This is a genomic window from Limnohabitans sp. TEGF005, from assembly GCF_055394835.1.
The window spans coordinates 3011835-3026159 of sequence record NZ_AP029226.1; the positions used below are offsets into that span (position 1 = coordinate 3011835).

At 60.3% G+C, this 14325-nt stretch carries 5 protein-coding genes; 2 read left to right on the forward strand and 3 right to left on the reverse strand.

What is annotated here, in order from left to right:
* The first annotated feature begins 31 nt into the window (after window positions 1–31).
* Window positions 32–11047 (forward strand): beta strand repeat-containing protein, encoded by an 11016-nt coding sequence (locus tag ACZ5RG_RS14880; RefSeq protein ID WP_464447471.1) that lies wholly within the window; start codon window positions 32–34, stop codon window positions 11045–11047.
* 250 nt (window positions 11048–11297) lie between these two features.
* The gene (locus ACZ5RG_RS14885) at window positions 11298–11888 is read left to right on the forward strand and encodes a helix-turn-helix domain-containing protein (RefSeq protein WP_019431044.1); all 591 of its coding nucleotides are present in this window, start codon (window positions 11298–11300) and stop codon (window positions 11886–11888) included.
* On the opposite strand, the gene ACZ5RG_RS14890 is transcribed toward ACZ5RG_RS14885, so the two are convergent.
* The 3 genes from ACZ5RG_RS14890 to ACZ5RG_RS14900 all read right to left on the reverse strand — a co-directional run bounded on the left by ACZ5RG_RS14890 (window position 11875) and on the right by ACZ5RG_RS14900 (window position 14308).
* Window positions 11875–12849 carry a Bug family tripartite tricarboxylate transporter substrate binding protein gene (locus ACZ5RG_RS14890; RefSeq protein WP_019431045.1) on the reverse strand — a complete coding sequence of 325 codons (975 nt, stop codon included), beginning with the start codon at window positions 12847–12849 and terminating at the stop codon, window positions 11875–11877. The two genes, ACZ5RG_RS14885 and ACZ5RG_RS14890, sit on opposite strands and share 14 nt — an antisense overlap.
* Before the next feature lie 142 nt (window positions 12850–12991).
* A complete protein-coding gene (locus ACZ5RG_RS14895) occupies window positions 12992–13435 on the reverse strand; it encodes a universal stress protein (protein WP_231733880.1) in 444 nt (147 codons plus the stop codon).
* Window positions 13436–13729: 294 nt separating this feature from the next.
* Window positions 13730–14308, reverse strand: a complete 579-nt coding sequence (locus ACZ5RG_RS14900; RefSeq protein WP_026036845.1) for a YceI family protein — start codon at window positions 14306–14308, stop codon at window positions 13730–13732.
* Window positions 14309–14325 lie beyond the last annotated feature (17 nt).

Below are 14325 nucleotides of genomic sequence, written 5' to 3' on the forward strand. Positions count from 1 at the left end.
GATAGAACAAATTTTAATCACCTCCTAAGCCATGCAAATCCAAATCATTTCCGCAGACTCTCAAAATGTCACCCGTTTGGCTGTGGCAGAACACAAGGCGGGGCAAGCAGCGGTGAAGCATGTTGTTCAACCCGGACAAAAAATCACCCTGCTTGTGGATGGTGTGACCTTGAAGGGCAGCCAGGTCGTTGGCTCCAAAAAACTCAAACTTGTTAAGTCTGACAAAAACTTAGTTATTGAGACCGAGGATGGCACCGAGAAAATTGTTGAGCTGAGTGATTTTTTTGAACAAAAAGACACTGTCCTGACCGGCAATGAGTGGGTCTTTGACGAGGGAAGTCTGTTGCAGACCCTTGATGAGGGTGTGGTTGCTTTGGCAGTGCCAGCGGCACCGGCTTTGGGCAGCGCGATGGTCGGGGTTGCCGCAGGTGGCTTCAGTGCTGCAGGTGTGGGCGCGGCCGCAGCAGGCATTGGCCTGATTGCTGGAGGCGGCGGGGGCGACACAACACCTATCGCAACGACTAATCCATTCGACAAGATCGAGGCCTACAACAACGGCAACGGCACCACGCCAGCCGCTTTGACGCCCGCCGACTATGAAGCTGCTGGTATCACCGGGGTTACGCCCGACAACGTCGCGGCTGTCAACGCGCAAGTGCTCAAGCAAGACGTGGGCGGAGCCAACACTGTGGGTGAGGTGCAATTGCTGGTCACAGCGGCCAATGCGGCGCTGGCCAAGATTGAGGCCTACAACAACGGCAATGGCATCACGCCCCCAGCGCTCACCGTGACCGATTACGTCAACGCAGGCGTGACCGGGGTCACACTCGATAACTTGGCTGCTGTGAATGCCCAAGTGTTGGCGAAAGACTGGACAGAAACGGACACCACGCCCGAAGTGCAAGCGCTGGTCACGGCCGCCAATGCTGCGCTGGCCAAGATTGAGGCCTACAACAACGGCAACGGCATCACTCCTGCCGCTTTGACGCTCGCTGACTATAAAGCTGCTGGTATCACCGGGGTTACGGAAGACAACGTCGCGGCTGTCAACGCGCAAGTGCTCAAGCAAGTCGTTGGTGGAGCCAACACTGTGGGTGAGGTGCAAGCGCTGGTCGATGCCGCCAATGCGGCGCTGGCCAAGATTGAGGCCTACAACAACGGCAATGGCACCACGCCAGCCGCTTTGACGCCCGCCGACTATGAAGCTGCTGGTATCACCGGGGTTACGCCCGACAACGTCGCCGTTGTCAACGCGCAGGTGCTCAAGCAAATCGAGGGGGGAGCCAACACTGTGGGCGAAGTACAAGCGCTGGTGAACGGTTTGAAGACCGCTGCAGCCAACCTGGGCGTGTTCGCCGAAGCCAACACCCAGGGCATCGCCACACCGACAGGCACCGTGCCTGTCTTGGCCAACTACACCGCTGCAGGCGTGACGGGCGTGACCGATGGCAGTCCCACTATCAATCAGGTGGGCTTCATGGCGGTCAGCCTCACGGTAGTCGCTGATACTGCAGATACGACCGAAGCGACCTACGGAAACATCAAGGCGATCAACGACTCACTGGCCAGCGCGGCAGTGACGGGTGCCAAAGCGGACACCCCTGCAAAGCTGCAAGCGATCGTGGACGCGTACAAAGCCATCTTGGCCGAAGCCAACGATGCCGACAACACAGCAGGTGATGGCACAACAGATGCCACCCCGGCAATTGACCCGACAAAGGAACAATACGCCACCATCGGTGCCAACATTGGTGCAGCGGCGACAGACGCAGACAACTTGGCCTTGCTCAACGACATCGTGGGCAGTGTGCAATTTGCTGACGTGGACACGATTGTCGAGATTGAAAACTTGGCCCGGATTGCCAACGCGATCCAAACCGTGGCCGCAGGCGGCACAGCAAGCCCAGCGCTTAGCCCGGCAGACTTGGGCAAGATTGGCCTGGCCAACGTGACCCCCGAGAACTTGGACGCCGTGCTGGCGGCCATTGCCGGCAAAGACAACGGCGGCGGCGAAACCGACAGCCTGCTTGAATTGCAAACGCTGGTGAATGGTTTGAACACCGCTGCAGCCAACCTGGGCGTGTTCGCCGAAGCCAACACCCAGGGCCTTGCTACACCGACAGGCACCGTGCCTGTCTTGGCCAACTACACCGCCGCAGGTGTGACGGGCGTGACCGATGGTGCCAACGGCAACATCAGCGCGATCAACGACGCACTGGCCAGCGCGGCAGTGACGGGTGCCAAGGCGGACACCCCTGCAGAGCTGCAAGCGATTGTGGACGCGTACAAAGCGATCTTGGCCGAAGCCAACGACGCCGACAACACGGCAGGTGATGGCACAACAGATGCCACCCCGACCGTTGACCCGACACCTGCGCAATACGCTGCCATCGGTGCTGACATTGGTGCAGCGGCGACAGACGCAGACAACCTGGCTTTGCTCAACGACATCGTGGGTGCCAAGCAGTTTGCAGACGTGGACACGATCGCCGAGATCAACGAGTTGGCCCGGATTGCCAACGCGATCCAAACTGTGGCCGCAGGCGGCACAGCAAGCCCAGCGCTTAGCCCGGCAGACTTGGGCAAGATTGGCCTGGCCAACGTGACCCCCGAGAACTTGGACGCCGTGCTGGCGGCCATTGCCGGCAAAGACAACGGCGGCGGCGAAACCGACAGCTTGGGTGAACTGCAAACGCTGGTGAATGGTTTGAACACCGCTGCAGCCAACCTGGGCGTGTTCGCCGAAGCCAACACCCAGGGCATCGCCACACCGACAGGCACCGTGCCTGTCTTGGCCAACTACACCGCCGCAGGCGTGACGGGCGTGACCGATGGTGCCAACGGCAACATCAGCGCGATCAACGACGCACTGGCCAGCGCGGCAGTGACGGGTGCCAAGGCGGACACCCCTGCAGAGCTGCAAGCGATTGTGGACGCGTACAAAGCGATCTTGGCCGAAGCCAACGACGCCGACAACACAGCAGGTGATGGCACAACAGATGCCACCCCGACCGTTGACCCGACACCAGCTCAATACGCTGCCATCGGTGCTGACATTGGTGTAGCGGCGACAGACGCAGACAACCTGGCCTTGCTCAACGACATCGTGGGTGCCAAGCAGTTTGCAGACGTGGACACGATCGCCGAGATCAACGAGTTGGCCCGGATTGCCAACGCGATCCAAACTGTGGCCGCAGGCGGCACAGCAAGCCCAGCGCTTAGCCCGGCAGACTTGGGCAAGATTGGCCTGGCCAACGTGACCCCCGAGAACTTGGACGCCGTGCTGGCGGCCATTGCCGGCAAAGACAACGGCGGCGGCGAAACCGACAGCTTGGGTGAACTGCAAACGCTGGTGAATGGTTTGAACACCGCTGCAGCCAACCTGGGCGTGTTCGCCGAAGCCAACACCCAGGGCCTTGCTACACCGACAGGCACCGTGCCTGTCTTGGCCAACTACACCGCCGCAGGTGTGACGGGCGTGACCGATGGTGCCAACGGCAACATCAGCGCGATCAACGACGCACTGGCCAGCGCGGCAGTGACGGGTGCCAAGGCGGACACCCCTGCAGAGCTGCAAGCGATTGTGGACGCGTACAAAGAGATCTTGGCCGAAGCCAACGACGCCGCCAACACAGCAGGCGATACCGTGGCAGACGCCACACCGGCAGTAGACCCGACAGCGGCGCAATACGCGGCTATCGGTGCTGACATTGGTGTAGCGGCGACAGACGCAGACAACCTGGCCTTGCTCAACGACATCGTGGGTGCCAAGCAGTTTGCAGACGTGGACACGATCGCCGAGATCAACGAGTTGGCCCGGATTGCCAACGCGATCCAAACTGTGGCCGCAGGCGGCACAGCAAGCCCAGCGCTTACGGTCGAAGACTTGGCGAAGATCGGACTCGACACCAGCAAGGTGACAACTGATAACCTGGCTGCTGTGCTGGCGGCCATTGCCGGCAAAGACAACGGTGGCGGCGAAACCGACAGCTTGGGCGAATTGCAAAGCATCTTGGACAGTGTCACGGCCACGGTGCAAACCGCCATGAATGACATCCGTGACGCTGCCCAAAACAACACTGCCACAGACAACAGTCCCAGCGTCACTTTGTACGACCTCGTTGGCGTGATAGGGGTTAATGCGGACAACGTGGCCGCCATCAACAGTGCACTCAACACGACCAGCATTGACGGCAGCAAAGCCGATACGCCAGCCAAAGTGCAAACCATCGTGGACGCGTACAAAGCGATCTTGGCCGAAGCCAACGACGCCGACAACACAGCAGGTGATGGCACAACAGATGTCACCCCGACCGTTGACCCGACACCTGCGCAATACGCTGCCATCGGTGCTGACATTGGTGCAGCGGCGACAGACGCAGACAACCTGGCTTTGCTCAACGACATCATTGGCGGACAGCAAACCACTGGTGTGGATCGTGTGGAAGAGATCAACGAGTTGGCCCGGATTGCCAACGCGATCCAAACTGTGGCCGCAGGCGGCACAGCAAGCCCAGCGCTTAGCCCGGCAGACTTGGGCAAGATTGGCCTGGCCAACGTGACCCCCGAGAACTTGGACGCCGTGCTGGCGGCCATTGCCGGCAAAGACAACGGCGGCGGCGAAACCGACAGCCTGCTTGAATTGCAAACGCTGGTGAATGGTTTGAACACCGCTGCAGCCAACCTGGGCGTGTTCGCCGAAGCCAACACCCAGGGCATCGCCACACCGACAGGCACCGTGCCTGTCTTGGCCAACTACACCGCCGCAGGCGTGACGGGCGTGACCGATGGTGCCAACGGCAACATCAGCGCGATCAACGACGCACTGGCCAGCGCGGCAGTGACGGGTGCCAAGGCGGACACCCCTGCAGAGCTGCAAGCGATTGTGGACGCGTACAAAGCGATCTTGGCCGAAGCCAACGACGCCGCCAACACAGCAGGCGATGGCACAACAGATGCCACCCCGACCGTTGACCCGACACCTGCGCAATACGCTGCCATCGGTGCTGACATTGGTGCAGCGGCGACAGACGCAGAAAATCTGGCCTTGCTCAACGACATCGTGGGTGCCAAGCAGTTTGCAGACGTGGACACGATCGCCGAGATCAACGAGTTGGCCCGGATTGCCAACGCGATCCAAACTGTGGCCGCAGGCGGCACAGCAAGCCCAGCGCTTAGCCCGGCAGACTTGGGCAAGATTGGCCTGGCCAACGTGACCCCCGAGAACTTGGACGCCGTGCTGGCGGCCATTGCCGGCAAAGACAACGGCGGCGGCGAAACCGACAGCTTGGGTGAACTGCAAACGCTGGTGAATGGTTTGAACACCGCTGCAGCCAACCTGGGCGTGTTCGCCGAAGCCAACACCCAGGGCCTTGCTACACCGACAGGCACCGTGCCTGTCTTGGCCAACTACACCGCCGCAGGTGTGACGGGCGTGACCGATGGTGCCAACGGCAACATCAGCGCGATCAACGACGCACTGGCCAGCGCGGCAGTGACGGGTGCCAAGGCGGACACCCCTGCAGAGCTGCAAGCGATTGTGGACGCGTACAAAGCGATCTTGGCCGAAGCCAACGACGCCGACAACACAGCAGGTGATGGCACAACAGATGCCACCCCGACCGTTGACCCGACACCTGCGCAATACGCTGCCATCGGTGCTGACATTGGTGCAGCGGCGACAGACGCAGAAAATCTGGCCTTGCTCAACGACATCGTGGGTGCCAAGCAGTTTGCAGACGTGGACACGATCGCCGAGATCAACGAGTTGGCCCGGATTGCCAACGCGATCCAAACTGTGGCCGCAGGCGGCACAGCAAGCCCAGCGCTCACCGTAGAAGACTTGACCAAGATCGGGTTGTCCACCACCAGCCTGACGCCGGCCAACTTGACTGCTGTGCTGGCGGCCATTGCAGGCAAGGACAACGGCGGCGGCGAAACCGACAGCCTGCTTGAACTGCAAGCCATCATCGACAGTGTGGACACCGCTGGGCCAACCGTGGTTTCTGTGGCCTTTAACGGCACCACCGGCGCAAACGGTGGCTGGTTGAATGAGGGCGACACCGTCACCTTCACCGTTAACTTCAATGAAAACGTTTTTGTCACGGGCACACCTCAGTTGCAGCTCAACGTAGGCGGCACACTGGTGCAAGCCTCTTATGTGAGCGGCGCCGGTGGCATGGCCTTGACTTTCAACTACACCATCCAAGCGACTCAAAACGACTCGGATGGCGTCAGCATCGAAGCCAACAGCTTGGGCTTCAACGGCGGCAGCATCAAGGACAGCACAGGTAACGTGGCCATCCTGACGCATGCAGGCTCTAGCGCCACCAACCCGCAGGACTACCGAGTGGACACCACCGCGCCCGTCATCACCGCCATGGCGACTGGTGTGGCCGACAACGAAGGCACTTACCAAGGTAACGTGGCTTCGGGCAGCACGACCAACGACACCAGCTTGACCGTGACCGGCACTCTGGGCGGCGCGAATGCCGGGGCTGCTTTGGTCTCTGGCGAAAGCCTGCGCGTGTTCGATGGCAGCACTTATCTGGGCAACGCTGTGGTCACCGTCAATGCCGGTGGCCAAAGCATCTGGAGTTTTGACGACACCCGCACACTGGCCAATAACCAGACCGTGAGCTATACCGCTCGCGTGACCGACGCGGCACTGAACCAAGCCGCTGCAGGCACGGCCTATACCGTCACGGTGGACACCACAGTACCGACTACCCTGGCGGCTGTGACTGGCCTGACCGACAACTACGGTGCCTTACAAGGCAACGTGGCCTCAGGCGGCACGACAGATGACCAATCTCTGACGGTGACCGGCACTTTGGGTGGCGCGACAGCTGGGGCCAGCTTGGCCTCAGGCGAGACCGTGCGGATCTACGATGGTGCCACCTATCTGGGCAACGCCACGGTGACCGTGGTGGGCAGTGGCCAAAGCACCTGGAGCTACATTGACACCCGCACACTGGCCAACAGCCAGACCGTGAGCTACACAGCCCAAGTGGCAGACAATGCTTTGAACCAAAGTGCGGCAGGACCGGCCTACACCGCCACGGTGGACATCATGGCGCCGGCACAACCGGCAGCGCCTACGGCTTACACCGACAACGCTGGCCCCCTGACCAACGACAACAGCACAGCGCTGACCAGCGACGACACTACGCCTGGCATCGTCGTGGGCACTGGCCTGACTACGCCCAAGCTTTACGTGGACGGCGTCTTAGTGGCGGCCACCTACAACGCGACCACGGGTACGCTCACACCGGATGTGGCCCTCACGCCGGGCGGCAACCGCGTCTTCACCTACACCGTGAGCGATGCAGCTGGAAACGAGAGCCAGCAAAGCGCTGGCCTGAGCATCAACATTGACATTGCACCGCCAGCGAACAGCGCCGCTGTGACCGGCTTGGTGGACAACGTTGGCACTGTTACAGGCAACGTGGCCTCGGGCGGCACGACAGACGACCAATCTCTGACGGTGACCGGCACTTTGGGTGGCGCGACAGCTGGGGCCAGTTTGGCCGCAGGCGAGACTGTGCGCATCTATGACGGTGCCACTTATCTGGGCAACGCCACGGTGAGCGTGGTGGGCAGTGGCCAAAGCACCTGGAGCTTCATTGACAACCGAACACTGGCCAATAACCAGACCGTGAGCTACACAGCCCAAGTGGCAGACAGCGCTTTGAACCAAACCGCGGCAGGCACGGCCTACACCGCCACAGTGGACATTACTGCGCCAGCGAACAGCGCCGCTGTGACCGGCTTGGTGGACAACGTTGGCACTGTTACAGGCAACGTGGCCTCGGGCGGCACGACAGACGACCAATCTCTGACGGTGACCGGCACTTTGGGTGGCGCGACAGCTGGGGCCAGCTTGGCCGCAGGCGAGACTGTGCGCATCTATGACGGTGCCACTTATCTGGGCAACGCCACGGTGAGCGTGGTGGGCAGTGGCCAGAGCACCTGGAGTTACATCGACACTCGCACGCTGGCCAATAACCAGACCGTGAGCTACACAGCCCAAGTGGCAGACAGCGCTTTGAACCAAACCGCGGCAGGCACGGCCTACACCGCCACAGTGGACATTACTGCGCCAGCGAACAGCGCCGCTGTGACCGGCTTGGTGGACAACGTTGGCACTGTTACAGGCAACGTGGCCTCGGGCGGCACGACAGACGACCAATCTCTGACGGTGACCGGCACCTTGGGTGGCGCGACAGCTGGGGCCAGCTTGGCCGCAGGCGAGACTGTGCGCATCTATGACGGTGCCACTTATCTGGGCAACGCCACGGTGAGCGTGGTGGGCAGTGGCCAAAGCACCTGGAGCTTCATTGACAACCGAACACTGGCCAATAACCAGACCGTGAGCTACACAGCCCAAGTGGCCGACAGCGCTTTGAACCAAACCGCGGCAGGCACGGCCTACACCGCCACAGTGGACATTACTGCGCCAGCGAACAGCGCAGCTGTGACTGGCGTGCAAGACAACTGGGGTGCCTACCAAGGCAACTTGGCCTCGGGCAGTGTGACCGATGACAACAGTTTGAGTGTGAGCGGCACCTTCGGTGGTGCGACAGCCGGTGCCAGCTTGGCCTCAGGCGAGACCGTGCGGATCTACGACGGTGCCACCTATCTGGGCAATGCCACGGTGAGCGTGGTGGGCAGTGGCCAAAGCACCTGGAGCTACACAGAGACCCGCGCGCTGGCTAATAACCAGACCGTGAACTACACAGCCCAAGTGGCCGATGCGGCCTTGAACCAAACTGCAGCAGGAGCGGCGTACACCGTCACGGTGGACACCCAGGCGCCAGCAAACAGCGCAGCTGTGACCGCCGTGCAGGACAACTATGGTGTCTTGCAAGGTAACGTGGCCTCGGGTGGCAGGACCGATGACACCAGCTTGAGCTTGAGCGGTACATTTGGCGGCGCGACAGCTGGGGCCAGCTTGGCCGCAGGCGAAGCTTTGCGCATTCAAGACAACGGCAATTTCGTGGGCAACGCCACGGTGACTGTGGTGGCTGGTGGCCAAAGTACTTGGACCTTCATCGACACCCGCACACTGGTCAACAACCAGACCCTGAGCTATGTGGCACGAACGGTGGATGTGGCACTGAACCACACCGCACCAGGCACGGCCTACACGATCACGGTGGACACCGCACCGCCAGCGAACAGCGCAGCCGTGACCGGCGTGCAGGACAGCATCGGTGCCTACCAAGGTAACGTGGCCTCGGGTGGCAGGACCGATGACACCAGCTTGAGCTTGAGCGGTACATTTGGCAGCGTCACAGCTGGGGCCAGCTTGGCCGCAGGCGAGACTGTGCGCATCTATGACGGTGCCACTTATCTGGGCAACGCCACGGTGAGCGTGGTGGGCAGTGGCCAAAGCACCTGGAGTTACATCGACACCCGCACACTGGCCAACAACCAGGTCGTGAGCTACACCGCCCGCGTGGCAGACAGCGTCATGAACGAAACTGCGGCAGGCACGGCCTACAGCGTCACGGTGGACACCGCACCGCCAGCGAACAGCGCAGCTGTGACCGGCTTGGTGGACAACATCGGTGCCTATCAAGGCAACGTGGCCTCGGGCGGCACGACAGATGACCAATCTCTGACGGTGACCGGCACCTTGGGTGGCGCGACGGCTGGGGCCAGCTTGGCCTCAGGCGAGACCGTGCGGATCTACGACGGTGCCACTTATCTGGGCAACGCCACGGTGAGCGTGGTGGGCAGTGGCCAGAGCACCTGGAGCTTCAACGACACCCGCACACTGGCCAACAACCAGACCGTGAGCTACACAGCCCAAGTGGCCGATGCGGCCTTTAACCAAACCGCGGCAGGCACGGCCTACACCGCCACGGTGGACATTACTGCGCCAGCGAGCAGCGCCGCTGTGACCGGCGTGACGGACAACGTAGGCATCATCACAGGCAACGTTGCCTCGGGTGGCAGGACCGATGACACCAGCTTGAGCTTGAGCGGTACATTTGGCGGCGCGACAGCTGGGGCCAGCTTGGCCTCAGGCGAGACTGTGCGGATCTACGACGGTGCCACCTATCTGGGCAACGCCACAGTTAGCGTGGTGGGCAGTGGCCAAAGCACCTGGAGTTACATCGACAGTCGCACGCTGGCCAACAACCAGGCCGTGAGCTACACATCCCAAGTGGCAGACAGCGCCTTGAACCAAACCGTGGCAGGCACGGCTTACAGCATCACGGTGGACACTGCCCCGCCATTGAACAGCGCAGCCGTGACAGGCGTGGCTGACAACGTAGGCGCTGTCACAGGCAATGTGGCCTCGGGTGGCACGACCGATGACAGCAGCTTGAGTTTGAGCGGTACATTTGGCGGTGCGACAGCTGGGGCCAGTTTGGCCGCAGGCGAGACCGTGCGCATCTATGACGGTGCCACTTATCTGGGCGATGCCAGCGTGAGCGTGGTGGGCAGTGGACAGAGCACCTGGAGCTACACCGACACCCGGACACTGGCCAATGCCCAGACCGTGAGCTACACCGCCCGCGTGGCAGACAGCGTCATGAACGAAACTGCGGCAGGCACGCCTTACAGTGTCACTGTGGAAACCAATACTTTGGATTTAGGAACAGTGTCCGGCGTCAACTTGAACCTCATTAACAAGGTCACTACGGCCAACGGCAAGGTGTACTATTTCCTTGACAATTCTGGTGATGGCATTGCTGCAGCTGGGGATGGCATCACCCACAATCTGCTGGATACCTTGCTCAATGGCGGTCCTGATACTGTGAATACGCAAACCACTGGCGCGGTCAAGGGTGTTGACGATGCCCGCACCGTTTTGGTAAATGGGTACACCTTGGTGTTGCCAACCATGACCGAGTTGCTTGCGTTGTACAACGATCCGTTGTCGAATCCGCCACCGGGCTGGATGAGCGCAAACTACTGGTCTGCGACGCTTTGGTCTCTAAACCAGCACGGCTTTGTATCTCTGCTTAACGGCAATCAGACCTTTGCCTCCGCTGATGAAAGTCCCGTCTATGTGGCGTTTCAGGTGTTGTGATGCTTGTTGTGCACAAAGTGCATTTTTTGAAGTTTGAGATGTGAACTTTGAATCTGAACTTCGGCCTGTGGCCGAAGTTTGGGTGTTTTTCGACGCGCAGCATCAGGTGTTGATCAACCCGCGCTTTACAAGCGCCCTGATCGTTTTTACGGTCGACCTGGCCCAAGACCTGACACCCCTTGGGCACGGGCCATTTTTTTGCAAAGATGACATAACTGAGCAACGTTCGCGTAACAGCGACAGATAAACCATGCTGAATGACATCACAAAATACATGAGCGCAGCCAAGACGGCTGCCGATTTGGCTTTGTCGATTGGGTCGATCCAAAACATGGTGACGCGTGGTGAATTGAAAGCCATGCGAACACAGGGTGGCCACTGGCGGATTGACACCCATTCAATTGATGCGTACCGCAAAGCCCACAACTACAGAGATCGTCCCAACAGCGGCAAGATTTGCATCTTGCACCAAGGCGATGACCTAGACCCTTTGCTGGTTCAAAGCCTGGACCCTGATGCGATTCAATTGATGTTGCATCCGCTGGAATTGCTGGGCATTGAGCCCCACATCAGCGTGTTGTTCATCGATGCGCGTTACGTCTTGCAGCAAACGATGCACGAGAGAATGATCGAGGGCTTGCAAAGAAAGTACAAGTTTTTCATCTACAACAGCCAGGTGTTGCCTGAAAGCAGCCCTTTCTTGCGCATCCCTGATCTGCTGTTCGTGCCGGGCATGATCAACGCAGAGTTCATTTCTGGTTATGCCGTGGCCCAGCGGCTGGAACAAAAAACCCAGCGCGGGCCATTGAGCATGCCAGAGGCGGTAGTCAGTCCAGGTTGATCTTGGCGTAGCTGGCCACCTTTTTCCACTGCGCCATGTCGGCTTGCATGAAGCTGGCCATGCCCTGCGCATTGACCCAGGTGGGCTCGGCCCCGGCTTTTTGGATTGCGGCTTTGACTTCGGCTTGGTTGGCCACGCGCTCGAGCGCTTGTTCCAGCTTTTGCTGCACCGGGGCAGGCAAGCCTGCAGGTGCGGCCAAGCCAAACCATGCAAAAACCTGATAGCCCTTGATGCCCGCCTCTTCCATGGTGGGCACGTTGGGCAGCGCGCTGCTGCGCTGGGGCGTAGTCACGGCAATGGCCTTGAGCTTGCCTCCGTTGATCAGGCCCAAAGCCGAGGGCAGGTTGTCAAACATCATGCTGACTTCATCGGCCATGACGGCCGTCAGGCCTGCCGCTGCACCCCGGTAGGGGATGTGCGTGATGAACAAACCGGACAGGCTTTTGTAGAGTTCGGCGCTCAGGTGCAAAGAAGTGCCTTGTCCGTTGGACGCGTAATTGAGTTGGCCGGGCTTGGCTTGGATGCGGCTGCTCAGGTCGGCCACCGACTGGATGCCCGACGCCGGGTTGACCACCAGCACATTGGGCACACGGCCCAGCAGGCCGACCGGCACGATTTGCTCGGGTTTGTAAGGCAGTTTGGTGTAGAGCGCCGGGCTTATGGTGAGCGGTGGTGACGCCATCAAGAGCGTGTAGCCATCGGCTTGTGCGCGGGCCGCTTCGGCTGCGCCCAAGTTGCCACCGGCACCGGGCTTGTTGTCGATGACGATCGGTTGGCCCAGTTCTTGTGCCAGTTTGGGCGCCACCAATCGGGCCATGTTGTCGATCAGACCACCCGGTGGAAAAGGCACTACCAATTTGATGGGGCGTGCAGGCCATGCCTGAGCCAACGCGGATGTGGTCAGCAAAGGCGATACCGCGACCAAGGCGGCGGCTGCCGCAATCCAGTTTCTGCGTTGCATGAGGTGTCTCCTGATTCAGATTAATCAGGTCATCATACAAATTTTGAAAGAGCCTGACATCAGGGAGAACACGGGGCCTGACGCAGCCATCCCATCACCCACAGGGCCAGCGCCTGCCATAGGCGCTGGCTTGTCGCGTGGCTCAGTCAAATCCCCGGACCATCAGCACAGGCACGGGCGACATGCGCATCACCTGCTCTGCGCCGCTGCCCAGCAAGACGCGGCCAATGCCGCGTCGGCCGTGCGTGCCCAGCACAATCAGGTCGGCACCCCAGTTGCCCGCCTCATCGGCCACCGATTCCCCCAAACGTTGGCCGACCCGATCCACCAAGCGTGTGTCTGCTTTGACCTTGGCTGCACTGGCCAGCGCCATGCCGCTTTGCAAAATGGTGTGGCCGCTTTCGCGGGCCAGTTGAACCATCTCGCCTGAATAGGCGTGGCTGCTGAGCAGTGACAACTCGTCAATGCAGTAGATGAGGCGCACTTCGGCTTGGTCTGCCTGTGCCAACTTGAGGGCATAGTCCAGCGCTTTGTTGGACGTGTTGCTGCCATCAATGGGCACCAGAATTTTTTTGAACAAAGACATCGTGGTCTCCACAAATGAATGCGACCACCGTCCCATCAGGGGGCGTGTTTCCGGGCGCATGGGGTTGATCGGCTTCTGAATGAAAAGAGCCCCCATGTTAGAAAAGCAGCCGTCGATCTGCCAGTGATCGACCGGTCAATTTGAGGCAGCGAGATGGGCTATACCGAACTGTGTAGGCATCGGCCTGACCCGCAAAAAAGCCACGCCGGTAAGCCGGCGTGGCCTGGATGAAATGCGCTGCAAGTGCGCTGTATGTGCGCTGTATGTGCGCTTCAAAAGCGCAGGGGCAATGGCTTACTGTGCAACCGCTTCGATGGCGATGTCGATGCGAACTTCGTCACCCACGTAAGGCGCGTATTTGCCGGCGTTGAACTCGGTGCGCTTGATGGTGGTGAAGGCGTTGGCGCCCAGCGCTGGCTTTTTCATCATGGGGTGGGGCATGGCCTGGAAGCTGGTGACCGTGAGGGTCACGGGCTTGGTCACGCCTTTGATGGTCAGCTGGCCTTCGATGGCTTTGGGCTTGTCGCCTTCAAACACCACTTTGGTGGACTTGAAGGTGGCGGTGGGGAACTTGGCGGTGTCGAGGAAGTCTTCGCCTTGGATGTGGCCATTGAAGTCGGCAAAACCGGTGTTGACCGATTTCATGTCGATCACGACGTCCACCGCGCCGGTTTTGGCTTCGGTATCTAAAACGACTTTACCGGTGGTGTTGCTGAAGCTGCTCAGCTGGGTCGAGTAGCCAAAGTGCGAGTACGAGAAACGCGGGAAGGTGTGCGAGCCGTCGACGTTGTAGGTCACGGGCGCGGCCAGGGCCGAGCCTGCGGCCACCGATGCGAAGGCCAAAGCGGCTGCGATTTTTTTGAAAGATGTCATGGGAAAGCTCCTGTTGG